The organism is Altererythrobacter chaiwopuensis (assembly GCF_054957755.1).
In genome coordinates, this window is the sequence record NZ_JBTXJG010000001.1 from 413,954 (window position 1) to 437,503 (window position 23,550).

At 62.3% G+C, this 23,550-nt stretch carries 23 protein-coding genes; 10 read left to right on the plus strand and 13 right to left on the minus strand.

The genetic code is table 11. The features are described from left to right. Positions 1-43: 43 nt before the first annotated feature. Positions 44-724, plus strand: coding sequence for a YiaD family glycine zipper/OmpA-like lipoprotein (locus tag ACX2DJ_RS02115; RefSeq protein WP_462570730.1), 681 nt, complete (start codon positions 44-46; stop codon positions 722-724). A 183-nt stretch (positions 725-907) separates the two neighbouring features. Here ACX2DJ_RS02115 and ACX2DJ_RS02120 read toward each other — a convergent pair whose 3' ends face one another. Beyond that, positions 908-1,699 (minus strand): 3'(2'),5'-bisphosphate nucleotidase CysQ, encoded by a 792-nt coding sequence (locus ACX2DJ_RS02120; protein WP_462570731.1) that lies wholly within the window; start codon positions 1,697-1,699, stop codon positions 908-910. 137 nt (positions 1,700-1,836) lie between these two features. Between ACX2DJ_RS02120 and sucC the strand changes: the two genes are divergently transcribed. The 3 genes from sucC to ACX2DJ_RS02135 all read left to right on the plus strand — a co-directional run bounded on the left by sucC (position 1,837) and on the right by ACX2DJ_RS02135 (position 4,828). Continuing rightward, the gene (gene sucC / locus ACX2DJ_RS02125; protein WP_462570732.1) at positions 1,837-3,036 is read left to right on the plus strand and encodes an ADP-forming succinate--CoA ligase subunit beta; all 1,200 of its coding nucleotides are present in this window, start codon (positions 1,837-1,839) and stop codon (positions 3,034-3,036) included. Between the two features lie 81 nt (positions 3,037-3,117). Further along, on the plus strand, positions 3,118-3,870 hold the full coding sequence (locus ACX2DJ_RS02130; protein ID WP_462570733.1) for an electron transfer flavoprotein subunit beta/FixA family protein: 753 nt from the start codon (positions 3,118-3,120) through the stop codon (positions 3,868-3,870). A gap of 28 nt (positions 3,871-3,898) precedes the next feature. Beyond that, complete coding sequence (locus ACX2DJ_RS02135) at positions 3,899-4,828, plus strand: electron transfer flavoprotein subunit alpha/FixB family protein (protein WP_462570734.1); 930 nt, start codon at positions 3,899-3,901, stop codon at positions 4,826-4,828. 94 nt (positions 4,829-4,922) lie between these two features. On the opposite strand, the gene ACX2DJ_RS02140 is transcribed toward ACX2DJ_RS02135, so the two are convergent. The 6 genes from ACX2DJ_RS02140 to ACX2DJ_RS02165 all read right to left on the minus strand — a co-directional run bounded on the left by ACX2DJ_RS02140 (position 4,923) and on the right by ACX2DJ_RS02165 (position 12,155). After that, positions 4,923-6,215: a DUF445 domain-containing protein gene (locus tag ACX2DJ_RS02140; protein ID WP_462570735.1), complete on the minus strand. Its 1,293-nt coding sequence runs from the start codon at positions 6,213-6,215 to the stop codon at positions 4,923-4,925. 30 nt (positions 6,216-6,245) lie between these two features. Next, positions 6,246-9,734 carry an efflux RND transporter permease subunit gene (locus ACX2DJ_RS02145; protein WP_462570736.1) on the minus strand — a complete coding sequence of 1,163 codons (3,489 nt, stop codon included), beginning with the start codon at positions 9,732-9,734 and terminating at the stop codon, positions 6,246-6,248. Between the two features lie 6 nt (positions 9,735-9,740). Next, positions 9,741-10,940 carry an efflux RND transporter periplasmic adaptor subunit gene (locus ACX2DJ_RS02150; RefSeq protein ID WP_462570737.1) on the minus strand — a complete coding sequence of 400 codons (1,200 nt, stop codon included), beginning with the start codon at positions 10,938-10,940 and terminating at the stop codon, positions 9,741-9,743. A 221-nt stretch (positions 10,941-11,161) separates the two neighbouring features. Beyond that, positions 11,162-11,428 (minus strand): GlsB/YeaQ/YmgE family stress response membrane protein, encoded by a 267-nt coding sequence (locus tag ACX2DJ_RS02155; RefSeq protein ID WP_462570738.1) that lies wholly within the window; start codon positions 11,426-11,428, stop codon positions 11,162-11,164. 157 nt (positions 11,429-11,585) lie between these two features. Next, positions 11,586-11,885, minus strand: coding sequence for a CtrA inhibitor SciP (sciP, locus tag ACX2DJ_RS02160; RefSeq protein ID WP_462570739.1), 300 nt, complete (start codon positions 11,883-11,885; stop codon positions 11,586-11,588). Next, complete coding sequence (locus tag ACX2DJ_RS02165) at positions 11,886-12,155, minus strand: hypothetical protein (RefSeq protein ID WP_462570740.1); 270 nt, start codon at positions 12,153-12,155, stop codon at positions 11,886-11,888. It lies immediately after the preceding gene. Between the two features lie 185 nt (positions 12,156-12,340). Here ACX2DJ_RS02165 and mnmA point away from each other — a divergent pair, with 185 nt between their 5' ends. Next, positions 12,341-13,510, plus strand: coding sequence for a tRNA 2-thiouridine(34) synthase MnmA (gene mnmA / locus ACX2DJ_RS02170; RefSeq protein ID WP_462570741.1), 1,170 nt, complete (start codon positions 12,341-12,343; stop codon positions 13,508-13,510). Positions 13,511-13,523: 13 nt separating this feature from the next. Here the strand turns inward: mnmA and ACX2DJ_RS02175 are convergent, their stop codons facing one another. Next, positions 13,524-13,889 carry a hypothetical protein gene (locus tag ACX2DJ_RS02175; protein WP_462570742.1) on the minus strand — a complete coding sequence of 122 codons (366 nt, stop codon included), beginning with the start codon at positions 13,887-13,889 and terminating at the stop codon, positions 13,524-13,526. A 49-nt stretch (positions 13,890-13,938) separates the two neighbouring features. On the opposite strand from ACX2DJ_RS02175, the gene ACX2DJ_RS02180 reads away from it, so the two are divergent. After that, positions 13,939-15,075: a serine hydrolase domain-containing protein gene (locus ACX2DJ_RS02180; RefSeq protein ID WP_462570743.1), complete on the plus strand. Its 1,137-nt coding sequence runs from the start codon at positions 13,939-13,941 to the stop codon at positions 15,073-15,075. Here ACX2DJ_RS02180 and ACX2DJ_RS02185 read toward each other — a convergent pair. The 3 genes from ACX2DJ_RS02185 to pdxH are packed head-to-tail and all read right to left on the minus strand — an operon-like array spanning position 15,068 to position 17,306. Further along, on the minus strand, positions 15,068-15,829 hold the full coding sequence (locus ACX2DJ_RS02185) for a PhzF family phenazine biosynthesis protein (RefSeq protein ID WP_462570744.1): 762 nt from the start codon (positions 15,827-15,829) through the stop codon (positions 15,068-15,070). The two genes, ACX2DJ_RS02180 and ACX2DJ_RS02185, sit on opposite strands and share 8 nt — an antisense overlap. Beyond that, entirely contained in the window at positions 15,829-16,746 is a 918-nt protein-coding gene (locus tag ACX2DJ_RS02190) for a cation diffusion facilitator family transporter (protein ID WP_462570745.1), read from the minus strand. Before ACX2DJ_RS02190 ends, ACX2DJ_RS02185 begins: the two co-directional genes overlap by 1 nt. Beyond that, entirely contained in the window at positions 16,743-17,306 is a 564-nt protein-coding gene (gene pdxH, locus ACX2DJ_RS02195; protein ID WP_462572525.1) for a pyridoxamine 5'-phosphate oxidase, read from the minus strand. The genes ACX2DJ_RS02190 and pdxH overlap by 4 nt, the downstream gene beginning before the upstream one ends. 298 nt (positions 17,307-17,604) lie before the next feature. Between pdxH and ACX2DJ_RS02200 the strand changes: the two genes are divergently transcribed. Genes ACX2DJ_RS02200 through fabI form a run of 3 tightly spaced genes read left to right on the plus strand, consistent with a single transcriptional unit; the run spans position 17,605 to position 20,377 of the window. Next, positions 17,605-18,552 (plus strand): DnaJ C-terminal domain-containing protein, encoded by a 948-nt coding sequence (locus ACX2DJ_RS02200; RefSeq protein WP_462570746.1) that lies wholly within the window; start codon positions 17,605-17,607, stop codon positions 18,550-18,552. A 2-nt stretch (positions 18,553-18,554) separates the two neighbouring features. Continuing rightward, the gene (locus ACX2DJ_RS02205) at positions 18,555-19,544 is read left to right on the plus strand and encodes a YihY/virulence factor BrkB family protein (RefSeq protein ID WP_462570747.1); all 990 of its coding nucleotides are present in this window, start codon (positions 18,555-18,557) and stop codon (positions 19,542-19,544) included. 8 nt (positions 19,545-19,552) lie between these two features. Then, positions 19,553-20,377 carry an enoyl-ACP reductase FabI gene (gene fabI / locus ACX2DJ_RS02210; RefSeq protein WP_462572526.1) on the plus strand — a complete coding sequence of 275 codons (825 nt, stop codon included), beginning with the start codon at positions 19,553-19,555 and terminating at the stop codon, positions 20,375-20,377. 483 nt (positions 20,378-20,860) lie between these two features. On the opposite strand, the gene ACX2DJ_RS02215 is transcribed toward fabI, so the two are convergent. Then, positions 20,861-21,847 carry a phosphatase PAP2 family protein gene (locus ACX2DJ_RS02215; protein WP_462570748.1) on the minus strand — a complete coding sequence of 329 codons (987 nt, stop codon included), beginning with the start codon at positions 21,845-21,847 and terminating at the stop codon, positions 20,861-20,863. 163 nt (positions 21,848-22,010) lie between these two features. On the opposite strand from ACX2DJ_RS02215, the gene ACX2DJ_RS02220 reads away from it, so the two are divergent. Next, a complete protein-coding gene (locus tag ACX2DJ_RS02220) occupies positions 22,011-23,246 on the plus strand; it encodes an O-antigen ligase family protein (protein ID WP_462570749.1) in 1,236 nt (411 codons plus the stop codon). Between the two features lie 46 nt (positions 23,247-23,292). On the opposite strand, the gene ACX2DJ_RS02225 is transcribed toward ACX2DJ_RS02220, so the two are convergent. Then, positions 23,293-23,550 (minus strand): helix-turn-helix domain-containing protein, encoded by a 258-nt coding sequence (locus ACX2DJ_RS02225; RefSeq protein WP_462570750.1) that lies wholly within the window; start codon positions 23,548-23,550, stop codon positions 23,293-23,295.

Consider the following 23,550-nt stretch of genomic DNA (forward strand, 5'->3'; position numbering starts at 1 on the left):
GCGGTGCGGCATTTTGCCGCGCCACAGCACAGGAGATCTTTCAATGAAAACATCCCGAATAGTTCTCTCCAGCCTGGCCGCGGCTTCGCTGCTGGGCACCAGCGCCTGCGTAACCGATCCCAACACTGGCGAGAAAAAGATTTCCCGCACCGCGATCGGTGGGGTTGGCGGCGCTGTTGTGGGCGGCCTTCTGGGCGGCGTGATCGGCGGCAAGACTGCGCGCGTCGTTGGCGCTGTCGCCGGCGGCGCGGTTGGCGGCTACGTCGGCTACAAGATGGACCAACAGATCAAGGAGCTTGAGGAAGAGACCGAAGGCACCGGGATCGACGTTACCGAGACAGACGGAGGAAATGCGTTCCTCGTCAACCTGCCCGATGTGACTTTCACCACCGGCAGCTATTCCATCAGCCCGTCGTTCCAGTCGGCGCTGGACAGCGTGGCGGCGAATCTCGTGAAGTATCCGAACAGCATTGTCGACGTATACGGCCATACCGACACGGTCGGCACGGCGTCATCGAACCAGCTGCTGTCCGAACGGCGCGCACAGGCGGTCGCCAACTACCTGACCAGTCGCGGTGTAGGTTCGGCGCGCCTGCGCTGGCAGGGATTCGGCGAATCCCAGCTCAGGGTTCAGACTGGCGACAACGTGAACGAGCCGCTCAATCGCCGGGTCGAGATCAAGGTCATTCCGCTGACCCAGGCGGAGATCGACGCCGCGCAGTAAGCGCCGGTATCGAGCCAATCAGAAGGGGCCGGGCCGGTTGGTCTGGCCCCTTTTTTTCGGACACCGTTCCAATTGCGCGGGATCGGTGCCGGGCAATTTCAATGCAACTGAAGCAGACTCAGACAACAGACGAAAAGCCGCGCGGATGCGCGGCGCCCAGCGCTTGAGGGTCGAAACAAAGGATCAGCCCTTTGTACGTGGCGCAAGCTCCGACGCTCTTCCGGCCAGCCGCGCCACTGCCTCGCGGTGGATTTGCGGGGCGCACACCAGCACGCCGAAAGCGCGCGGATCGCGCTTGTTGTAGCGCAGCTGGCCGCCAAATGCGTCGGTCACCTCTGCTCCCGCCTCACGCGCGATCAATGTGGCGGCCGCTACGTCCCATTCATAGCCCCAGCGCAGGGTTGCGACCAGATCGGCCTCATTGGCGGCAACCATGGCGATACGAAGCGCGATCGAATTGGGCTTGTCGACGATGGTCAGGTCGCTGTCTTCGCGCGGCAGCGCGTCGGTGGGCACGCGCGCGCCCGCAAAGGTGCTGCGCTGCGATGCAATGAGCGGCGCATCATTGCGCCATGCGCCCTTGCCCGCGACCGCCAGCCACTCCTCGCCCCGCGCCGGTGCGGCGAGCATGCCGATCAACGGGCGGCCGGCGCTCACCAGCGCCACCGAAACCGCCCAGCCGCTGCGCCCGCGCACGAAATCGCGGGTTCCGTCGATCGGATCTACCAGCCACACAAGCCCCTTGGGCAGGCGCGAACCGCAATCGGCGGTTTCTTCAGACAGCCAGCCCGCTGCCGGCAGCAGTGCGCCCAGCTCACGCTTGAGAAAGGCATCGACCGCGAGATCGGCCGCAGATACCGGCGAACCAGGCTCCTTTTCCCAGCTCTCAACCTGGTTCCCCGCCCCGGGCCACAGATCAAACGCGATTCGCCCGGCTTCACGGACGATCGCTTCAAGACGCTGGCTGTCGATCACGTATGGAACCTATCCATCTTTTTATGAGGGCTGGCCCTGCACGCTGAATGGCCACTTTTCAAGGCGGCCAATCCATGCTTAGGCGCTCCGCATACGAATCCGGTTGGAACCGCCCGCAACAAAGGACACGTCCCCCCATGAATATCCACGAATACCAGGCCAAGGAACTGCTCGCGAAATATGGCATCGGCATCCCTGCCGGCCATGCCGCGCTCACCGTCGAAGAAGCTGTCGAAGGTGCGAAAAAGCTGCCCGGGCCGCTCTATGTCGTGAAGGCGCAGATCCACGCCGGCGGGCGCGGCAAGGGCAAGTTCAAGGAGCTCGGCCCCGATGCCAAGGGCGGCGTGCGCCTGGCCAAGAGCGTCGAGGAAGTCGAAGCTAATGCGAAGGAAATGCTCGGCAACACGCTGGTGACCATCCAGACCGGTGATGCCGGCAAGCAGGTGGGCCGGCTCTATGTCACCGACGGGGTCGATATCGCCAAGGAATACTACCTTTCGATGCTGGTTGACCGCGCATCGGGCCGCGTCGCGATGATCGTTTCGACCGAAGGCGGGATGGATATCGAGGAAGTAGCGCATTCGACGCCCGAGAAGATCACCACCATCACCATCGACCCGGCGCAGGGCTTCATGCCGCACCATGGGCGCGCCGCGGCCTTCGCGCTGAAACTGACCGGCGATCTCAACAAGCAGGCGCAGAAGCTGACCAAACAGCTTTATACCGCTTTCATGGATCTCGATTGCGAGATGCTCGAGATCAATCCGCTGGTCGAAACCGAGGACGGCAATCTGCTGGTGCTCGACACCAAGATGAGCTTCGATGGCAATGCACTGTTCCGCCACAAGGACGTGGAGGCGCTGCGCGACGTGACCGAGGAAGACCCGGCCGAAGTTGAAGCCTCCGAATACGACCTCGCCTATATCAAGCTCGACGGTAATATCGGCTGCATGGTCAATGGCGCCGGCCTCGCCATGGCGACGATGGACATCATCAAGCTGAACGGCGCCTTCCCCGCCAACTTCCTTGATGTGGGCGGCGGCGCCACCACAGAGAAGGTGACTGCGGCGTTCAAGATCATCCTCAAGGATCCGGCAGTGGAAGGCATCCTCGTCAACATCTTCGGCGGGATCATGAAGTGTGACGTGATCGCCAATGGCATCGTGCAGGCGGCGAAGGACGTGAACCTCTCCGTGCCGCTGGTCGTGCGGCTTGAAGGCACCAATGTCGAACAGGGCAAGGAAATCCTGAACAATTCGGGGCTGCCGATCGTGAGCGCCGACGACCTTGGCGATGCGGCGAAGAAAATCGTGGCCGAGGTGAAGAAGGCTGCCTGATGGTGCGGCGCAAACTTGACGTTTACGTAAACGCAAGTTAGTTGGGCGCCCGATAATTCGTTTGAAGAGGAAGGAACTCCCATGAAGATCCTCGTGCCCGTAAAAAGGGTGATCGACTATAATGTGAAGCCGCGCGTCAAATCGGATGGCTCGGGCGTTGACCTGGCCAACGTCAAGATGAGCATGAACCCGTTCGACGAGATCGCGGTGGAAGAGGCGATCCGCATCAAGGAAGCGGGCAAGGCCGAGGAAATCGTGGTGGTTTCGATCGGTCCGGCTAAGGCGCAGGAAACGCTGCGCACCGCGCTGGCGATGGGCGCCGATCGCGCGATCCTGGTGCAGGTTGACGATGGCGTCGAGGTCGAGCCGCTGGCGGTTGCCAAGATATTGAAGGCGATTGCCGACGAGGAAGGCCCCGGCATCGTGATGCTGGGCAAGCAGTCGATTTCGGACGATTCGAACCAGACCGGCCAGATGCTCGCCGCGCTGATGGGCCGCCCGCAGGGCACCTTCGCCAATACGGTCGAGGTCGATGGCGACAGCGCGATCGTGAAGCGCGAGATCGACGGCGGGCTCGAGACAGTAAAGCTGTCGCTGCCTGCGATCATCACCACCGACCTGCGCCTCAACGAGCCGCGCTATGCTTCGCTGCCGAACATCATGAAGGCCAAGCAGAAGCCGCTCGATAACAAGACGCCCGCCGATTACGGGGTCGACATCACCCCGCGCCTCACCACCACCAACGTGTCTGAGCCGCCGGTGCGCCAGGCCGGGGTGAAGGTGGAAGACGTCGACGCGCTGGTTGCCAAGATCAAGGCGCTCGGGATCGCGTAAGCGGCCGGGAGCAGGAAAGGATTCACAGATGAAAACTCTCGTTTGGGTCGAACATGACAACGCTGCGGTCAAGGATGCCACCCTCGCCGCCGTCACCGCCGCTTCAAAGCTCGGTGAAGTGCACCTGCTGGTCGCGGGATCAGGCTGCGCGGCTGTCGCTGACGAAGCCGCCAAGATCGCCGGGGTGGGCAAGGTCCACCTGGCTGACGATGCGGCCTATGAGCACGCGCTGGCCGAGAACGTTGCGCCGCTGGTCGCCTCGCTGATGGACAGCCATGATGCGTTCGTCTGCCCTGCCACCACCACCGGCAAGAACATCGCGCCGCGCGTGGCAGCCCTGCTTGACGTGATGCAGATCTCCGACATTCTCTCGGTCGAGGGCGAGAAGAGCTTCACTCGCCCGATCTATGCCGGCAACGCCATCGCCACTGTCACCAGCTCCGATCCAAAGCTCGTCATCACCGTGCGCGGCACTGCGTTTGAAAAGGCAGCCCTGGAAGGCGGCAGTGGCACGGTAGAGGCCGTTTCGGGCCCGGGCGATGCTGGCCTCTCCAGCTTCGTCAGCTCGGAAATCGCCAAGAGCGAGCGCCCCGAGCTGACCAGCGCCAAGGTGATCGTATCGGGCGGCCGTGCACTGAAAGACGCGGCGACCTTCGAGGAAGTGATCATCCCGCTGGCGGACAAGCTGGGTGCGGGGGTCGGCGCCTCGCGCGCCGCCGTGGACGCGGGCTATGTGCCCAATGATTACCAGGTCGGCCAGACCGGCAAGATCGTGGCGCCCGAAGTCTATATCGCGATCGGCATCTCGGGCGCGATCCAGCACCTTGCGGGGATGAAGGATTCAAAGACCATCATCGCCATCAACAAGGACGAGGACGCACCGATCTTCCAGGTGGCGGATATCGGCCTTGTGGCTGACCTGTTCAAGGCGGTGCCCGAGCTGACCGAGAAGCTGTAAGCCAAAGAAAATCTGAAGCTTGAACGAGACCTCCGGCGGGCTAATGTGCCTGCCGGAGGTTTTGTTTTGCCAGAGCCGGACTGCCCCGCCCGCCTCACATCCAGCCGGTGATGAAGTGCAGCGTCATCCCTACCAGCCCGCCCACGATCGTGCCGTTGATGCGGATGAACTGCAGGTCGCGCCCCACCGCGCTTTCGATCCGCCCGGTGATCGTCACCGCGTCCCAGCGCTTGACCGTTTCTGACACCAGCTGGACGATCTGTCCGCCATAGCGCGTGGCGATCCCCACCATGGTGCGGCGGACCAACCGGTTGATCTGGAGTTGCAACCGCACGTCCTGCTGCAAAGCCCGCCCGATCTCGACCAGCAGCTTGCGCATTTCGCCACCCAGCGCGCTTTCCGGATCGCGCGCGCGGCGGATCAGGGACTGGCGAATCCGCTCCCACACGCCCATCCACCATTCGGCCACCGCCGGGTTCTCGATCAGGTCGCGCTTCATGCTCTCGACCCGCTCGCGCGTCACTTCGTCATGCTGCAAGTCGCTGGCAAGCTTTTCCAGACCCTCTTCGATCTTGCTGCGCAGCGGATGTTCGGGATCGACCAGCACTTCCGCCAGCAGGCGATAGAGCCCGTCCAGCACCGAGCCCGAGATACGCTCGTCGAGCCCGGTCCAGCGCAGCACCGCATTGGCGCGCGATTCGATGATCTCGCGCACGGTGTCCTCATTGTCCTCAAGCGTCAGCCCCGCCCAGCGGATGAAGCCATCCATCAGCGGCATGTGGCGGCCATCGGCGATCGCGCCCTCGAGCATCCGGCCCAGCAGCGGGGAGACGTCAATCTTGGCGAATTGCGCGCCGAGCCCGGCCCGGACCTGATTCCCCAACCTATCGGGATCGAGCGATTCGAGCACTTCGGCAAGCAGTTCAGACGCCCCGCCGGTGAGCCGCGCCGCGCCATCGGCATCGCTCGCGGAGCGGAGCGGATCGGTGAGGAAATCGCCCACCGCACGCGCCACATTCATCCCCGCCATGCGCCGCGCCACCACGGCGGGGGTGAGGAAATTCTCGCGCAGGAACTGCGCCATCGTGTCAGCGATGCGGTCCTTGTTCGACGGGATGATCGCGGTATGCGGGATCGGCAGGCCGAGCGGGTGGCGGAACAGCGCGGTCACCGCGAACCAGTCAGCCAGCCCGCCAACCATCGCCGCTTCGGCAAAGGCGTTGACATAGCCCCAGGCCGGATGGGCGCCGAGCAGGCCATGCGTGGTGAAGAACACCAACGCCATCGCGGCAAGCATGCCAGTCGCGGTCCAGCGCATGCGGCGCGCACGATCGGGGGTGAGCGGTGCGCCGCCGAATCTGTAGGATGCTGACGTGCTGTCTGTCATGGCCAGCCGCCTAGCACATTATGCGCGCTGTTACTCAGCCGGAGTTGCCAGTGGCCTGGCTGGCCCGCTGTGATCGCCATGCTCGTCACCCGGCTTGTAGGTTAGCAGGCGATTGCGCAACCACGGGCCAATGCGTTTTTCGAACCCGTCTGCCAGGCTGAAACCGGCCGGCACGATCAGCAGCGTGAGCACCGTCGAGAGAATCAACCCGCCAATTACCACTGTGCCCATCGGCGCGCGCCAGGCCCCGTCGCCCGAGAGCGAGATGGCGGTGGGGATCATGCCCGCGGTCATGGCGACAGTGGTCATCACGATCGGCTGTGCGCGCTTGTGCCCCGCCTCCATGATGGCATCGAGCTTGCGCGTGCCCCGGTCCATTTCCTCGATCGCGAAATCGATCAACAGGATCGAGTTCTTCGAGACGATCCCCAGCAGCAGCAGGATGCCGATATAGACCGGCATGCTTTGCGGCTGCCCCGCAAGCCACACCAGGAATATGCCGCCAAGTGGAGCCAGCGCCAACGAGGTCATGTTGACCAGCGGGCTCATCAGCCGTTTGTAGAGCAGCACCAGCACCGCAAATACCAGCAGCACCCCGGCGACGATGGCGATGATCAGGTTCTTGATCAGTTCCTGTTGCCATTCTTCCTCGCCCACCACCTCTCGCATCACGCCCTGCGGCAGATCCTTGAGAATGGGTAGCGCGTCGAGTTCCTTCTGTGCTTCGCCCTTGATGACTCCTCGCGCGAGGTCGGCCCCCACCAGCACGCGGCGGTTCTGGTTGTAGCGCTGGATCGCGGTCGGGCCGGAACCGAAGCTGATTTCGGCCACGCGCGATAACGGCACCGTTTCCCCGGTTCGCGTGGGAACCGGCAGGTTCTCGATCGTGGTCATATCGCTGCGTGACTGGCGCGGCAGCTTGACACGGATCGGGATCTGCCGGTCAGCGAGTGAAAATTTGGCAGCATTCTGCTCGATTTCGCCCAGCGTCGCGATACGGATCGTCTGGCTCAGCGCGCTGGTGGTCACGCCCAGTTCGGCGGCGATGCCGGGACGCGGCGTGATGATGATTTCCGGCCGGTTGATGTCCGCGCTGACCCGCGGCGCAACCAGCGTATTGAGCCCCTTCATCTGCTCGACCAGCGTAGCAGCGGCCTGTTCCAGCAGGACAGGATCAGACCCGGCCAGCATGACCGTCAAGTCGCGGCCGCTGCCAAACCCGCCCGATTGCGACTGAAACCGCACCCGCGCATCGGGAATCTGGGCAAAGACCGGCGCAAGATCGCGCTCGAAATCAATCAGCGTTCGCTCGCGCTCGTCCTTGAGCGTGACGAAGATTGTGGCATCGCCTTCACGGATCCGTTCCAGCGCCCGTTCAACTTCGGGCTCCTGATACAGCAGATCAGCGATTTGCTTGGTTACCTGCGTTGTTGTTTCCAGCGTCGTGCCGGGCACCATTTCGATCTCGACCCGGCTGCGCCCGTCATCGATCGTCGGCTGAAACTGCGCCGGAACATTCATGAACAGCAGCACAGTGAGCAACAGCGAGAAATAACCGACCATCAGCATCCATGCGCGATGGTCATAGAACCGCGCCTCGAGCCAGCGCCAGGATTGGTGAATCTGCCCGCCGATCAGGCGCCAGGGCAATCCGAGCGCCTTGAGCGCCAGCCAGCCCGAGGCAATCGCAATGGCGACAATTACTGCCATTTCGAAGATCTGGGCGACTTTTGTGATCAGCGAACGGATCAGGCCGGCATCCGCACCGCCAGCCTCGCCTGCGATCGTCTGCGAAATAGCCAGCTGCTGGACCAGCCCGTAAGACCCCGGCACACCGCCACCGGGACCGAAAGTCACCAGCATTGGCACGAGAAGCAGCACGAGAACGACGAGGATGGCCGACAGAATGTACCAAAAGCGGTGCCTCGGCGGGTCCAGGCCCTCACGGCGGGCATAGAGCTTGCCCCGGTTGAGCGACCACGCCAGCACCGCCATATAGCGGTCCATCCACTTGCCTTCGCCATGCGCGGCATGGCCCTTCGCTTCGAGGAAATAGGCCGCCAGCATCGGCGTGATCATGCGCGCGACAGCCAGGCTCATCAGCACTGCCACCACCACCGTCAGGCCGAAATTCTTGAAGAACTGCCCTGAAATACCGGGCATCAGACCCACCGGCAGGAATACCGCAACGATGCAGAAACTGGTTGCCACCACCGGCAGGCCGATTTCGTCGGCGGCATCGATGCTGGCCTGATAGGCGCTCTTGCCCATGCGCATATGTCGCACGATGTTCTCGATCTCGACGATCGCATCGTCCACCAGTACCCCCGCGACCAGCCCCAGCGCCAAGAGTGACAGCTGGTTGAGGTTGAAGCCCATGAGATCCATGAACCAGAACGTGGGTATTGCCGAAAGCGGGATGGCGATCGCGGAAATCACCGTCGCCCGCCAGTCACGCAGGAAGAAGAACACCACCACCACAGCCAGGATCGCGCCTTCGATCATCGCTGACATCGAACTGGTATATTGTTCCTCGGTGTAACGGACCGTGTCGAACAGCGGGATGAAATTGACGCCGGGATTTTCAGCCTCAATCTCGGCGATAACCTGTTTGGCGCCTTCAAACACGGTCACATCGGACGCGCCCTTGGCCCGCGACATGGCGAAATTGACCACTTCCTTGCCGCGCACCTTGCTGATCGATGTGCGTTCGGAATAGCCATCGCGCACAGTTGCCACATTGGCCAGCTTGATAGTGCTGCCATCGCCCAGCTGGATCTGACGCTGCGACAATTCATAGGCGCTGGCCATATTGCCCAGCACGCGCACAGACTGCCGCGTGCCCCCAATCTCGGTCGCGCCGCCGGCAGCATCGACATTGGTCTGCCGCAGGACATTGTTGATCTGGCTTGCGGTAACCCCGAAAGCCTGCATCCGCGGCAGGTCGAGAACCACTTCGATCTCCCGGTCGACCCCGCCGAAACGGTTGACTTCGGCCAGGCCTTCGATGCTGAGCAGGCGTTTGGCCACCGTATCGTCGATAAACCAGCTCAGCTGTTCAATGGTCATGTCATCGGCTTCGACCGCGAAGATGCCGAGGAACCCCCCGGCGATTTCGATCTTGCTGATGCGCGGTTCCAGAATTCCTTCGGGCAGGCTGCCGCGCACGGTGTCGACCGCATTCTTGACCTCGGCCACCGCGTCGTTGGGATCGATGCCGATCTCGAATTCGATCGTGGTGTTCGAATTACCCTCACGCGCTGTCGAATTGATCGAATTGACACCGTTGATCGAGCGGACCGCAGACTCTATCCGCTGCGTGATCTGGTTCTCGATCTCGGTAGGGGCGGCGCCCGGCTGCGAAATCGAGACATTGACCGCTGGAAATTCGATATCCGGGTTGTTGACCACGTCCATCCGCGCAAAGCTTACCAGGCCGGCAAACAACAGCGCGATGAAGAACACCAACGGGATCACCGGATTGCGGATCGACCATGCCGAGATATTGCGGAAATTCATTGCCGATTATTCTCCGCTGGTCTTCTGCACCTTGGGATTCACCGACTCACCGGGATTGAGGAACCCGCCCGCCCGCAGCACAACCCGTTCGGTGCCATCAAGCCCCTCGACAATCGCCAGTCCTTCACTGGTGACGAGCCCGGTCTTGACCGCGCGGCGTTGCGCCTTGTTCTGCGCATCAATGATATAGACATAGGCACCTTCCTTGTCCGAAAGCACCGCGCTTTCGGGCAAGACCGGCGCCACAACGGTGCCGCTGTTGATCGTCGCGGTGGCATAGCCGCCCGGCCGCAGACCTTCGGCATAAGCGAGCGCGATTCGCACCACACCTTGGCGGTTTTGCGCGTCAATCGTAGGTTCAAGCTGCCATACCTGGCCAATAAAAGTCTGGTCGGTGCCCACAGGCACGACCTCCGCTGTGACACCGGGGGTAAGCTTGGCCAGCTGTGCCTCGCCAACACTCGCCAGCAGCTCCATTTCGCCGCCCTTGGCAATGCGGAACAGCGGGGTCGAGCCCGCGCTCACCGTCTGTCCGGGCTCGACATTGCGTTCAAGCACCAGCCCTGCCGCCGGAGCGACGATATCGAGCCGCGCATTGCGCGCCAGCAATTCGTTATACTGCGCCTGGGCGACGGCGACCCGCGCGCGCGCGGCATCGCGAGTTGCGGTCAGCCGGTCGACATCAGCCTTGGAGATGAAACCGCGCTCGACCAGTTGCAGCGCACGATCAAGATTGGCTCGTGCCAGTTCGGCATCGGCCCGGGCCACTTCGATCTGCGCCGCCGCACTGCGCGCCTGTTGCGACTGTACCGAACGGTCAATCGAGGCCAGCACCTGGCCCGCGCGCACCCATTGGCCCTGCTCAACCGACACGGACACCACACGGCCACCCTCGCCAGCCACGCCCACCGGCATCTCGCGCCGTGCAGCGATCGTTCCGGTCGCCACAATCGAACCTTGAATCCGGGTCTTGCCCGGCGCGACCACCGTTATCGATGGAGCCTGCGAGCGGTCATCACCGCCGGCCACGCTGGCCGCATCGCCATTGCCGAAGAAGAAATAGGCCGCCCCGATGATCGCGACGATCAACAGGCCGGCAAGCGCAAGCCACTTAAGGCGCGAAGGCCGTTCGATCCGGCCCGCAAGGCTATATTCCGACGAGATCGAATCCGCAGATTCGGATTTGATCGTTGATTCGTAATTCATCGCGTTTCCTTTGCACGCGGTGTATTATCCGCATAAGGCACCATGCGCAAGATCTCTTATGCTGCGCCCGGCAGGGCGGCAATGCGCCGCTCGACCAGCGACATAGTGTTACGACGAGGGGCTTGGCGCCTGGTTCCCCGCCGACCAATAAAAAGCGGGGCAGCTGATGCCGCCCCGCCCGGATTTTTTCAATCGATTAGTGAACTGCCGGTCACGTGCCTTTAGCGCACACGGCCCCTTTGGATCAGGTTTACTATCCCCAGCAGGATGACCGCACCCAGAATAGCCACAATCAACCCGGTGATCGAAAATTCCTGCACGCTGCCAGTGATCCCCAGCAAGGGCCCTGCCACCATATTGCCGATGATCGAGCCGACGCAGCCGACCACGATGTTCCAGAAAACCCCCATCGAAGCGTCGCGATTCATCACCAGGCTGGCCAGCCACCCGGCCACACCCCCCACTATCAAAGCGATAATCCAACCCATTTCGACATCCTCCTTTTGTTCGGATGCCCTCCTTATGGCCCCTTTAGAACCGTTGACGCAAGGGCAGGGGCAGATTGGCATGGGCTGAGGCATGAACAGAAAAGCGGCGCGGGAAGCTTCGCCTCCCACGCCGCGCGCGTGAATTTTCTGTTTGCCGTCAGTATTTCAGCTGGCGCTCATAAAGGTCGCGATAATGCTGGATGCGGGTAACACGCAGCCCCTGCATACCCGAACGGTCGACCGCGCGTTGCCAGGAAGCGAATTCCTCCAGCGTAAGGTTATAGCGCTCGAGCACCTCGTCGATGGTCAGCAAGCCGCCATTAACCGCCGCAACGACTTCCGCCTTGCGCCGCACAACCCAGCGCCTGGTTTCGGGCGAAGGAAGGTCGTCAAGCGTCAGCGGCTCGCCGAGAGGGCCGATAACCTGAGCGGGACGAATATCTTGGTTCTCAATCATCTATTTCTCTCGGTCACCTGTTGCCGCTTTACCTTCAGCAGAATTCTCCATGCCACCCGGGCATTTTCGTCCACCTAAAGCTTTATGGTTAACGTAGCGTTTGCCCTCCTCGCCGGAAGCGAAATAACCCGCCGCTGCATCGCCGAAGCTGCTCGTAAGCAACGAGCTTTCTTCCAGCAAAATCTGGCGCAGATCGCGCGCGGCATTGATCCGCGCAGTCAGTTCGGACCAGCCGAACGCCTTCAGCGCTTTGCCGGTCGATCCCGTCATTGGTCCGGGAGTTGTGAGTCGCTTGTCAAACATCATGTCGGCGCTTCTAGACCCAAGCCCGTCAAGATCAGGTAAAGCCGCAGTTTACCCTGTATTTAGGATTACACACCCGCTCCCCGCACCCGCAGCCGCCCTGATGCAATGCTGGATTAGGGCCAGAGAGCCGTGTATGGGCGCAGCCGATCATGACCATTGCGATCGATCTTGCCGCCGGGCTATCGCCCGAAGCCCTGTTCGACTTGCCCAAGCCGGCAGGCAAAAGCCGCGTGGTCGTGGCGATGAGCGGCGGTGTCGACAGTTCGGTGGTTGCTGCCTTGGCAGCGGCCAGCGGTGCAGAAGTGATCGGCATCACCCTGCAGCTTTACGATTATGGCGCAGCCACCGGACGCAAGGGCGCATGCTGCGCGGGTGATGACATCCGCGATGCGCGCGCAGTGGCTGACCGGCTGGGCATCGCGCATTACGTGTTTGACCATGAAAGCGCCTTCCGCGAGGAAGTGGTCGAGCAGTTCGCTGACGATTATCTCGCCGGGCGCACTCCGGTGCCCTGCATCCGCTGCAACATGGGGCCCAAGTTCACCGACCTGTTCAAGATGGCGCGCGAACTGGGCGCGGATTGCCTTGCCACGGGGCACTATGTGCGCCGGGTGATGGGGGCAGCCGGCCCCGAGCTGCACCGCCCCCTTCTTTACAGGGCGCTCGATCCGGCGCGTGACCAGTCATACTTCCTATATGGCACCACCGAGGCCCAGCTCGATTATCTACGCTTCCCCTTGGGCGGGCTGCCCAAGCGCCAGGTGCGCGAGCTGGCTGAACGGGCGGGCCTGCGCAATGCCGCCAAGCCCGACAGCCAGGACATCTGCTTTGTGCCCGATGGCGACTATGCCCGGATCGTCGAGAAGATGCGGCCCGAAGGCGGCGCACCCGGCCCGATCGTGCATGCCGCAAGCGGCGAGGTGCTGGGACAGCACAAGGGCATCATCCATTTTACAGTGGGCCAGCGCCGCGGGCTCGAGATCGGCGGGCAGGCCGAGCCGCTCTATGTGGTTGGGCTGGATGCCGATAATCGCGCGGTCAGGGTTGGCCCCAGGCACATGCTGGCAGTACGCGCCGCAAGGATCATCGAAACCAACCGTATCGGCCCGCTGCCCGATGCGCCGCTGGCTGCCAAGGTGCGCAGCCTGGCGAAGCCCGTGCCGGTCACGCTCGAAGGTACGCTGGGCGACGGTGCGAGCGCTACGATCCGCTTTGCCGAGCCCGAATTCGGGGTCGCACCAGGGCAGGCGGCAGTGATCTATGCCGGCGAGCGCGTGGTGGGCGGCGGCTGGATCGCGGAAGCAGAAAGCGCGGCCTAGGCTCCCGCGAGCACTAGCCCTCCCACTTCTCAAGCACGCAGCCATAGCCCTCGCGATAGCTCGCGCGGTCGACCGCGATGAGCGGGAAGCGCGCAGTGACGCTTTGCGCCGCCGGATCGTCAACCAGGGTGACGAATTCCATGCCCTCCAGCTTGTCCTTTTCGCAGTCTTCCAGGCTGCGGCCTGCAACGAAACGGCACGAGCAGACGACCCGCGCCGAATAGGCCGTGGCGGTTTTGGCATAGGCTTGCGCGGGCGCATAATAACGCCATCCCAGCGCTGCCAGCACACCGAGAATCGCCAGCAAAACCCAGCCGCCGCGCCCCACGGTCGGGCCTGCCGGGCTGCGGCTGCGCGATTTAGTCCTAGATTGTGCCATTGCCATTCCTGCCATTGCCATTTCAAATTTTGTGCGCGAGTGGAGCGCGATGAAGAACATACGGTCGCTGCTCCCTATCGCCACTCTGGCGCTCCTTCCAGCCCTGACTTCGTGCGGGGAGGCTCCGCAGCCGCCATCACCGCTGAGCGAGCAGGCCCTTGCCGCAGTCACCAAGGATGCCGGTGCCCCCACAAGCGAGCTGGCGCGCGAGGTCGACGATCTTTTCACGCGCGAAGGGCTGGGGGAAACCCGCGCGCTTCTGGTGATGCAGAACGGCAGGATCGCCGCCGAGCGCTATGCTCCGGGTTATGGCGCCGACACCCGCTTCGTAAGCTGGTCGATGGCCAAGACGATCTCCGGCATCATGATCGGCATGCTGGTGGCTGACGGGCGGTTGCGGCTCGACGAGGGCGCCCCGGTTCCTATGTGGCAGCGGCCGGGCGATCCGCGCGGCGAGATCACGCTACGGCAATTGCTCCAGATGCGTAGCGGGCTGCGCCACACCGAGGCGGGCGATCCACCTTACGAATCCAGCGAAGTGCGGATGCTGTTCCTCGACGGGCGCGACGACATGGCGCAATGGGCGGAGGAGCAGCCGCTGGAGGCCGAACCGGGCACTGAGTTCGAATACTCATCCAATACCAGCGTGATCCTGGCCGATATCGCCGCGCGCGCACTGACGGATAGCGAGGATCCGGATGACCGGCGAAGCGCGGTGGCAGACTTTCTCGAAGCGCGGCTGTTTGGCCCACTGGGGATGGACAGCATGGTGCCCGAGTTCGACCGCTCGGGCACGCTGATCGGCGGATCGCTGATCCATGGCAATGCGCGCGACTGGGCAAAACTCGGCGAATTCCTGCGCCGCAAGGGCGCCGCACCGGGCGGTGAGCAATTGGTGCCGAGCCGATGGATCGAGCAGATGGTAACGCCAAGCCCGCGCAGCCCCCATTACGGCTTCCAGATCTGGCTCAACCGCAAGCTTGACGAACCCGAGGCCGAGCATCCGCTGTTCCCCGATCGCGCGCCCTCCACGCTGTTTTCGCTGATCGGGCACATGGGCCAGTATGTGATCGTCTCGCCGCAGCAACGGCTGACGGTGGTGCGGCTGGGCCATTCCAATCGTGACGAGCGCATCGCCATGTTGCAGCAGCTTGCCGATGTGATCGAGCTTTACCCGGTCAGGTAAGTCCCGCCGGGGCGCATTGCCCGCCGAGCCAGACCCTCTCGCCATCGAGCCGGCACTCGAACCGCCCGCCGCGTTCGCTCGCCTGCCAGGCCGAGAAATCCCCGCGCCCAAGCCGCGCGCACCAATAGGGCGTGAGCACTGCATGCGCCGAGCCGGTCGCTGCATCCTCGATACCGCCCGAGAACACCCGGCTGGTGACGTCTGCCCCCATGTCACCCGGCGCGGTGGCGATCAATTGCATGGCTTCCAGCCCGGAGAGATCGGGCGCGAGCGCGCGCACCTCGGCAGCATCATTCAACACCGCCAGCGCATAGCCCGCTGCGTTCCAGCGGATCTCCAGCGGCTGCGCCCCCAACGCCGCTGCAAGTTCGCTCCAGCCGCGCGGCGCGGTGAGGATTGCGGGCAGCGCCAGCTCGTAATGCGCCGCGCCGTCCAGCCGCTGCACATCCAACTCATCGCCCCTGTGCGTGCGCAAGCGGGCCCGGTCCGCATCGAAGCGCGCCAGCAGCACATGCCCCGCAGCAAGCGCGCCGTGCCCGCACAGGGCAATCTCGCGATCCGGCGCAAACCAGCGGACGGGATGCGCGCCACCAATCACAACCTCGCCCACGAAGGCGCTGGCAGGTGCGCCGATTTCGCGCGCCATTGCCTGCATTTCGGCCTCGCCCGGAAAGTCGCCGCACAGCATTATCGCTGCCGGGTTGCCGCGCGCGCCCTCTCCCACGAAAGCGTCGACATAAACCGGCGAGTGCATCACTCGGCGCGGTCGGGCAGCAGTTCCTCTGCCGCAACCCCTTCCTCATTGACGAGGCCCTGCGGATCGGGATGGATCAGCACTTCGACCCCGGGGAACTCGCGCGCGATCCGCGCCTCGACCTCGTCCATCAGATCGTGCACCTCGACAATGGTCAGATGCGGCTCGACCGCCATGTGGAACTGGACGAAATCATCCGCGCCGCTGGTGCGCGTGCGCAGATCGTGCACCCCGCGGATATCGGGATGGCGGGCCAGGACTTCGAGGAATTCCTCGCGCCGCTGGTCGGGCCATTCCTTGTCCATCAAATGGTTTATCGCCTCGCTGCCCGCGCGCCAGGCGCCCCAGGCCAGCCAGGCGGCGATCCCCAGCCCGAACAGCGGATCGGCAATGCCGAAGCCGAGATACTGGTCGAACACCAGCGCCGCGATCACCGCGAGGTTGAGCAATATGTCAGACTGGTAATGCAGATGATCGGTCTTGATGGCGACCGAACTAGTCCTGGCGATCACATGCCGCTGCCACGCCAGAAGAGCAAAGGTCGCCGCAATCGCGATCAGCGATACGGCAATGCCCTCTTGCGCCGCCGCGGTCTGACCGCCTTCCGCCAACTGCGTGATTGCGCGCAAGGCGATTCCGCCGGCAGAAAGCGTGATCAGCATGACCTGGAAAATGGCCGCCAGCGCTTCGGCCTTGCCGTGCCCGAAGCGGTGGTTCTCGTCTGCCGGGTGTGACGCGACCCACACGCCGATCAGCGTCGCAATGCTGGCGACCAGATCTAGCGCGGTATCGGCCAGGCTGCCGAGCATGGCAGTGGAGCCGGTGCGCCAGCTGGCCCACAGCTTCAGCCCGACCAGGAACAGCGCGGTCGCGATCGAGGCAAGGGCCGCGCTGCGGGTGAGCGATGCCTGCTTCACGGATAAAGCAGCGTGCTGCTCCAGCCGCCTCCAATGCGAGTAAACTGGCGCCGGTCATGCAGCCGGAACGGACGATCCATCCAGAATTCCATTCTTTGTGGATCGAGGCAAAATCCCGTCCAATGCGGCGGGCGCGGCACCGAGCCGACCAGATGGCGCGCAGTCACCTTCGCAATTCGGGACAGAAACTCACTTCGCGACGCGAGCGGGCGCGACTGGTCCGACGCAAGCGCACCCAGCTGCGAATCGCGGCTGCGGCTGGCAAAATATTCATCGGCCATCGCCGGATCCACCTCATGCACAAGGCCTTCGATGCGGATCTGGCGGCGCAGGCTTTTCCAGTGGAACAGCAGTGCCGCCTGCATATTGGCGCGGATTTCGCCGCCCTTGCGGCTGTGGGCATTGGTGTAAAAGGTAAAACCCTCCGGCCCGTGCCCCTTGAGCAGCACCATACGCACCGAAGGCGCGCCATCGGGCGTGGCGGTGGCCAATGCCATGGCGTTGGGATCGTTCGGTTCTGCCGCGCGCGCCTCTGCAAACCAGGCATCGAACAGCGCCATGGGATCGCCATCGGGAATCTCGCTGGCGGCGAGGCGGACAAGCTGGTCAGGCGTGGGAGTGGGCACGATCAATTCCTACGAGGGTCAGGATCCCATAAGCACATGGAACACATGGAACACAGTCATATAAAGAAAAATCGCGCCACTTCACCCCATGGATTGCCCAATGGATTGAAGGGCATTGCGAGAAAGTCGCAGGAAGGACATGAACAGCCATCCCGCCGCGATAATGCCGCCAGTGCGGGTAGGAAAGCTTCCGCGCTTGCACCGCCGCACTGTTACACCTAGCTAACACGCTATGAGCGATCCCTATTCCACCCTTGGCGTTGCGCGCACGGCCACCGAAGCGGAGATCAAAAGCGCCTATCGCAAGCTGGCGAAGGAGCTGCATCCCGATCGCAACAAGGACAAGCCGAACGCGGCAGAGCGCTTTTCCGACGTGACCAGGGCCTATGACCTGCTCTCCGACAAGGAAAAGCGCGCCCGGTTCGACCGCGGCGAAATCGATGCCGAGGGCAATCCGGCCAATCCCTTTGCCGGGATGGGCGGCGGTTTCGGCGGCGGGGGCGGCCAGCGCAGCTACCGGGCCGAGGATTTCCAGGGCTTCGGCAATGGCGAGATGGATCTGGGCGACATTTTCGAAGGGCTGTTCGGCGGCGGCGGCGGACGGCGCCCGTCAGGCATGGGCGGCGGTTTCGGCAGCCAGCGGCGCCCGCCTCCGCCGCAAAAGGGCGCCGACATCCATTACCGGCTGGCGGTCCCCTTTATCGATGCGGCCGCGCGCAAGGACCAGCGGATCACCCTGTCCGACGGAAAGACGATCGACCTCAAGCTACCCGCCGGGGTCGAGGATGGCACGCAAATGCGGCTGAAGGGCAAGGGCCAGCAGGGCCCGGGCGGGGCAGGCGACGGAATCGTCACTGTCTCGGTTGGCGGTCACGCCTTCTTCCGGCGCGATGGCGATCATGTGCGCATGGATCTGCCGATCACGCTGGACGAGGCATTGAACGGGGCAAAGATCAAATGCCCGACCGTGGAAGGGCCGGTGATGCTGACCATCAAGCCCGGCACCGATGGCGGCACAGTGATGCGGCTCAAGGGCAAGGGCTGGAGCACCAAGGCGGGCGGGCGCGGCGACCAGCTGGTGACGCTGGAAATCCAGATGCCGGAGGATACCACCGAGCTTGCCAAGCGGCTTGAAGGCTGGAAAGACGAGAGCAACCCGCGCACCAAACTGGGTATGTGACATTGAAGCTGGGTAAATTGCCCGATCCGATAGAACGCGAGATCCACTCGCTTTCGCCGGAAACGCGGCGCAGGGACGCGAAGACCCTGCGCGGCGAGATGATCAGGCATCTGGGGCCCGGAACCCGAGCTTTCGAAGTCGCCAAGCGCACCGTGATCGGCACCTTCAACGATGGTTTCATCCATGCCGGCAATCTCGCCTATCTGGCGATGCTGGCGATCTTTCCGTTCTTCATCCTGGGCGCGGCGCTGTTCGCGCTCATCGGCGAGACGGGCGAGAAGACCGCGCTGATCGAGGCCATCGTCAACGCTTTCCCGCCTACGGTAGAGCGCACCATCGAGCCGGTCGCGCGCGACGTGGTGGAAGCCCGCCACGGCTGGCTGCTGTGGGCGGGCGCGCTGGTGGCGCTGTGGACGGTGTCGAGCCTGGTCGAGACGGTCCGTGACATATTGCGCCGCGCCTATGGCACAAAGTCGACCCGCGCCTTCTGGAAATACCGCCTGATCTCAGCCAGTTTCACACTGGGCGCGGTGGTGCTGTTGGTCACCTCGCTGTTCGCGCAGGTCGCGATCGGCGCAGCGGAGCAGGTGATCGAAGCACGCTTTCCCCAGCTTGCCGGTTCGCTTGCCGGGCTCAGGCTTTCGCGCGTGATCCCCGCGCTGGTGCTGTTCGGATCGCTTTACATGCTGTTCTACACGCTCACCCCGATGGCGTATCGCGCGCGGCGCTATCCCAAATGGCCCGGCGTTGCCTTTGTCACGCTGTGGTCGATCGCGGTGAGCGCCGCACTGCCGCCGGTGCTAAGCATTTTCTTTGCCTATAGCCTCACCTATGGCAGCCTGGCGGGGATCATGGTTGCGCTGTTCTTTTTCTGGCTGATTGGGCTAGGGATGGTTATCGGCGCCGAACTCAACGCAGCGCTGACGGTGACGCCTGAAGAGGAAGAGGCGTTTGCCGGGACGCAGGAGCCTCAAGAGGAGAACACCGCATGAGCGGATCGATGCCCGGATTGATGAACGGCAAACGCGGCCTCATCATGGGGCTTGCCAATGACAAGTCGCTGGCCTGGGGGATCGCCCGGCAGCTGCGCGAACAGGGCGCCGAGCTGGCTTTTTCCTATCAGGGCGAAGCGCTGAAGAAGCGGGTGGGCCCGCTGGCCGAGCAGCTGGGCAGCGATTTCCTGATCGAATGCGACGTGTCAGACATGGCCGCGCTCGACGCCGCCTTTGGCGAGCTGAAGGCGCGCTGGAGCACGCTCGATTTCGTGGTCCATGCGATCGGCTATTCGGACAAGAACGAGCTGCGCGGCAAATATGTCGACACCAGCCTCGAGAATTTCCTCATGACGATGAACATCTCAGCCTATTCGCTGGTGGCGGTGGCACGGCGCGCCGCCGAGATGATGCCGCCGGTTGACGAAAACGGGAACGGCGGCGGATCGATCCTGACGCTGACCTATTACGGCGCAGAGAAGGTCATCCCGCATTACAATGTGATGGGGGTGGCCAAGGCTGCGCTGGAAACCAGCGTGAAATATCTCGCCAACGATCTGGGGCCGCGCAATATCCGCGTCAACGCGATCAGCGCCGGGCCGATCAAGACGCTGGCGGCAAGCGGGATCGGCGACTTCCGCTATATCCTCAAATGGAACGAGTATAACTCGCCGCTGCGGCGCAATGTCACGATCGAGGATGTCGGCGGGGCGGGGCTCTATTTCCTCTCCGGCCTCTCATCGGGCGTGACCGGCGAAGTGCACCATGTCGACGGCGGCTATCACGTGGTGGGGATGAAGCAGGAAGACGCGCCCGATATCGCGCTGGGGTGAGGATGGTGGGTGGCCGGGCTTTGGCCGCGGCCATCGGCTTTAAGGTGCGTTATCGGGCATTTGTTCGAGTGAATGCCGCCTCGCAATTTCACCTGCTGCGGCCAAAACCATCACACCTATAAAAACCGTAGGGACTATAAAAAGGGGGAAGCGTTCGCTCGATAACTTTTGGATCGCCAAAGGGTGCTGCAGGCCGCGCCGCAAAGCCAGACAATCTCAGCCCTGATCTCCCCGCCCCAAACCGGGCCTGCTTTGGCCGCGACTTTCCCGCTTAACGGGAATCTAACGGGAAAATAGCGCGTTTTGGGCCATTTTTGCCCAATTTGGCGAACGCCAAACCGCGCGATTCCGCCATTTTTCGGGCCGAATTCCCGTATCCGGCCTGACGGGAATTTTCGGGAAGCCAGCGGGAAAGAACCTTGGAAATTTTCATACGTGATGGGAATGGAGTACCCATACCCCGGCGCCTGCTTTGAGGGCGGCCTAGCGCGTGTCGTCGAGCGCCATGGCCCCTTCGGGCGATGGCGCAATCTGGCGATCGCCCACAAGCCGTTCGGACCAGGCGATCAGTCGCGGCGAGGCCCAGATGCACAATTGCGCCAGCGCGATCCCTACCGGCAGGTCAATCGCGTAATGCCAACGCGTTCCGATCGCCATGATGAGGATCGCCACAAGGATGGGCGCATAGATCACGATCAGGCGCCGATCATACTTCCAGATAAAGACGGTGAACAAATAGGTGCTCGCCGAATGGAGCGAGGGCATGGCGCCCAGGCCAGCGAGGAAATAGAGGCGCCCATTCTCTTCGAACCAGCCGATGCCGCCCGCTTTCATTTGCTCATAACCGGCGAGCATGCCTTGCTGCGACCCGGTGATATGCTCGACTACCCCGGTCTCATAGATAAACGGCCCGACTGCGGGAAAAAGCGAATAGGCGAGCCCCCCCAGCCCTTGCAGCAGCAATGCGGCAATAAAGACTTCCCTGAACTCACTCGCGCCCCTGATGGCGTGAACAGTGAAGCTGACCACGAACAGGAGAATGAAGCTGAGTACGTAGAAACCGTCCATCATGGGGTGAAGCGATACCAGCCATTCGGTTGCCTCGATGCATAGATCGATGACCGGCCTGATCCATTCGTCGGTCATCCAGTAGAATGCATCGTACGAATTCGGGTTTAGGTAGTGGGACCACAGCTTGACGTTGAAATGCGCCCACAGGACTATCGCATAGGCTGCGAGCGCAACCACGACGACCCCCAGGTGACGCTTGATACCGAACAGGCTGGCGAGGGAGAAAAACAGGGCAACGGCCACGAAGGGATAGAGGTAATGCATGCCGATCGCCATGGCCGAGGAGGCGCTGGGCGTTTGTACGGGCAGGCCTGTGGCAAGCGAGATAGCGAGCATGGCCGCGACGAATGCGGCAGCGATGGCGAGCTCGAGCCAGAATTGGCTCAAAAACTGTTTCACAGATCGATTTAGTCCAAGGGGCATGCGAGGCCAATTCCTAATCGCGGTCGCCAATCTTAACTGTGCGCAAAGCATGGCGGGGTAACGACATTCATCCTCCGATCAAGCAGAAAGCGCGCCTGTCCTTGTCGGGAAATTGGTATAGAAAGAGCGTTAAAGAAAGATGACGTTAAAGGCCTGGTTCCAAGGACCGATGTTCAGGTTGAACATTGTCGTTTTATCATCGCTCGCGTTGCTAGCTTATGGCTTGCGCACACCCTCTGGGCCAATTGAAGTCCTGCAACTGCCCGTGGCTGCAATGCAGGTCTATTTCATCGTCGCAGTAGGTTTACAGGTGGGTGTTCGTGGTCTTGTCGCTCCGCTCACCAATATCCAGCGTGGCCTGATCGGAACGCTCGTGATCTATATGATCTTCGTCTCAGCCACATCGCCTGTGCCCTCGGCGCACATTATCGTATTCTCCTGGATCATCCACATATTCTTCTTCGTGGCGCTTCTCTCATTTTTCGAGAGCATCGATCTCGAGCAGATCGACGCGACCTGGTCGGCGCTCGGCCTGGCTGCGTTCGTCCATGTTTGCGCTTTCTTATTCGCCTGGGCTATTTGGCCCGACGAAATTCGCCGAATGAACCTACCGGCTTTCGGCCACATTCGGCACTTAAGCTATTTGCTGGCACCAGCCGCAGCCATCATGGCTTTGCTATTTGTCACTCGGCATGAGAAGGGCCTCTTGCCGCTTATCTGCTTTTCTGCCGCCGTGTTTTATATTCTATACACAGGTTCGCGCGGGGGCGCGGCCGCGCTGTTGGGGGGCTTCGCGGCAACTGGGGCATACTTGGCATGGTATCGACAACACGTTCAAGCAACTCGTATGTTTATTTTGCTCGGGGTCACCGCGATCCTTGTTCTTGCATCTGAAATACTCCCTCCACTTCCCTGGGGCACCGTCTTCAGCAAGGGAGTGAGCGCGTTCGATCAGACTGGTGCCGAGATGCTGACCGGGCGCGACAGAGTATGGGGCTTCTCTTTGCGTTCGATTCAACAGAATTGGCCCTGGGGCTATGGGCCTGCAATCTTGAGTGAGCTTCCCGGATATCAAGGTACGCCTTATTACCACCCCCATAACATTGGCCTGCAGCTTCTTCTGCATTGGGGCACACTTGGCACGTTCATTGCTCTAGCCACTGCCCTGTCGTTTGTTTCTCGTGCATGGGCGGCTCTGCGAAGCCATCCAAGTCAGGCTGCTTTGCCAGTCGCCTTGCTTGCGACGACGGCCCTTCATTCACTTGTTGACGGCAGTCTCTTTTATCCGTTTTCAATCGTGATCGCGATTATAGCAATTGTACTGCTGGAGGCCTTTGGCCGGAGGCAAGCCAACAATTCCAAAGGTCGTTCGTGATCGAATGTTTGGCTAAGCCCAAGATTTGCCCCTGCAAAGGTTAATTTCAAAGCTTCGGCGACATTCCGATCCTGATACCAGGCCGATCTTCTGGTGAGCCGATGAATTCGATGCCAGCAGCTTCGAACGCCGAACGTATCTTCTCCAGATTGCCCTTGCGAGATTTTGGAACCGCATCGGCAAATTCATATCGTGAAATCGTGGCGGTACCGACGCCCGTTCGGTCAGCTAGGTCCTGGACGGACCATCCAAGGGCTCCGCGAGCCGCCTTTATTTGCTGCGCGGTCAATCCTTGGCCTTGCAT

What these genes read in the sequence shown, in the direction of transcription:
- ACX2DJ_RS02115 (WP_462570730.1), top strand. Translation starts at nt 44, where the DNA reads ATGAAAACATCCCGAATAGTTCTCTCCAGCCTGGCCGCGGCTTCGCTG.
- sucC (WP_462570732.1), top strand. Translation starts at nt 1,837, where the DNA reads ATGAATATCCACGAATACCAGGCCAAGGAACTGCTCGCGAAATATGGC.
- ACX2DJ_RS02130 (WP_462570733.1), top strand. Translation starts at nt 3,118, where the DNA reads ATGAAGATCCTCGTGCCCGTAAAAAGGGTGATCGACTATAATGTGAAG.
- ACX2DJ_RS02135 (WP_462570734.1), top strand. Translation starts at nt 3,899, where the DNA reads ATGAAAACTCTCGTTTGGGTCGAACATGACAACGCTGCGGTCAAGGAT.
- ACX2DJ_RS02140 (WP_462570735.1), bottom strand. Translation starts at nt 6,215, where the DNA reads ATGACAGACAGCACGTCAGCATCCTACAGATTCGGCGGCGCACCGCTC.
- ACX2DJ_RS02145 (WP_462570736.1), bottom strand. Translation starts at nt 9,734, where the DNA reads ATGAATTTCCGCAATATCTCGGCATGGTCGATCCGCAATCCGGTGATC.
- ACX2DJ_RS02150 (WP_462570737.1), bottom strand. Translation starts at nt 10,940, where the DNA reads ATGAATTACGAATCAACGATCAAATCCGAATCTGCGGATTCGATCTCG.
- ACX2DJ_RS02155 (WP_462570738.1), bottom strand. Translation starts at nt 11,428, where the DNA reads ATGGGTTGGATTATCGCTTTGATAGTGGGGGGTGTGGCCGGGTGGCTG.
- sciP (WP_462570739.1), bottom strand. Translation starts at nt 11,885, where the DNA reads ATGATTGAGAACCAAGATATTCGTCCCGCTCAGGTTATCGGCCCTCTC.
- ACX2DJ_RS02165 (WP_462570740.1), bottom strand. Translation starts at nt 12,155, where the DNA reads ATGACGGGATCGACCGGCAAAGCGCTGAAGGCGTTCGGCTGGTCCGAA.
- mnmA (WP_462570741.1), top strand. Translation starts at nt 12,341, where the DNA reads ATGACCATTGCGATCGATCTTGCCGCCGGGCTATCGCCCGAAGCCCTG.
- ACX2DJ_RS02175 (WP_462570742.1), bottom strand. Translation starts at nt 13,889, where the DNA reads ATGGCACAATCTAGGACTAAATCGCGCAGCCGCAGCCCGGCAGGCCCG.
- ACX2DJ_RS02180 (WP_462570743.1), top strand. Translation starts at nt 13,939, where the DNA reads ATGAAGAACATACGGTCGCTGCTCCCTATCGCCACTCTGGCGCTCCTT.
- ACX2DJ_RS02185 (WP_462570744.1), bottom strand. Translation starts at nt 15,829, where the DNA reads ATGCACTCGCCGGTTTATGTCGACGCTTTCGTGGGAGAGGGCGCGCGC.
- pdxH (WP_462572525.1), bottom strand. Translation starts at nt 17,306, where the DNA reads ATGGCGCTGTTCGATGCCTGGTTTGCAGAGGCGCGCGCGGCAGAACCG.
- ACX2DJ_RS02200 (WP_462570746.1), top strand. Translation starts at nt 17,605, where the DNA reads ATGAGCGATCCCTATTCCACCCTTGGCGTTGCGCGCACGGCCACCGAA.
- fabI (WP_462572526.1), top strand. Translation starts at nt 19,553, where the DNA reads ATGCCCGGATTGATGAACGGCAAACGCGGCCTCATCATGGGGCTTGCC.
- ACX2DJ_RS02220 (WP_462570749.1), top strand. Translation starts at nt 22,011, where the DNA reads ATGACGTTAAAGGCCTGGTTCCAAGGACCGATGTTCAGGTTGAACATT.
- ACX2DJ_RS02225 (WP_462570750.1), bottom strand. Translation starts at nt 23,550, where the DNA reads ATGCAAGGCCAAGGATTGACCGCGCAGCAAATAAAGGCGGCTCGCGGA.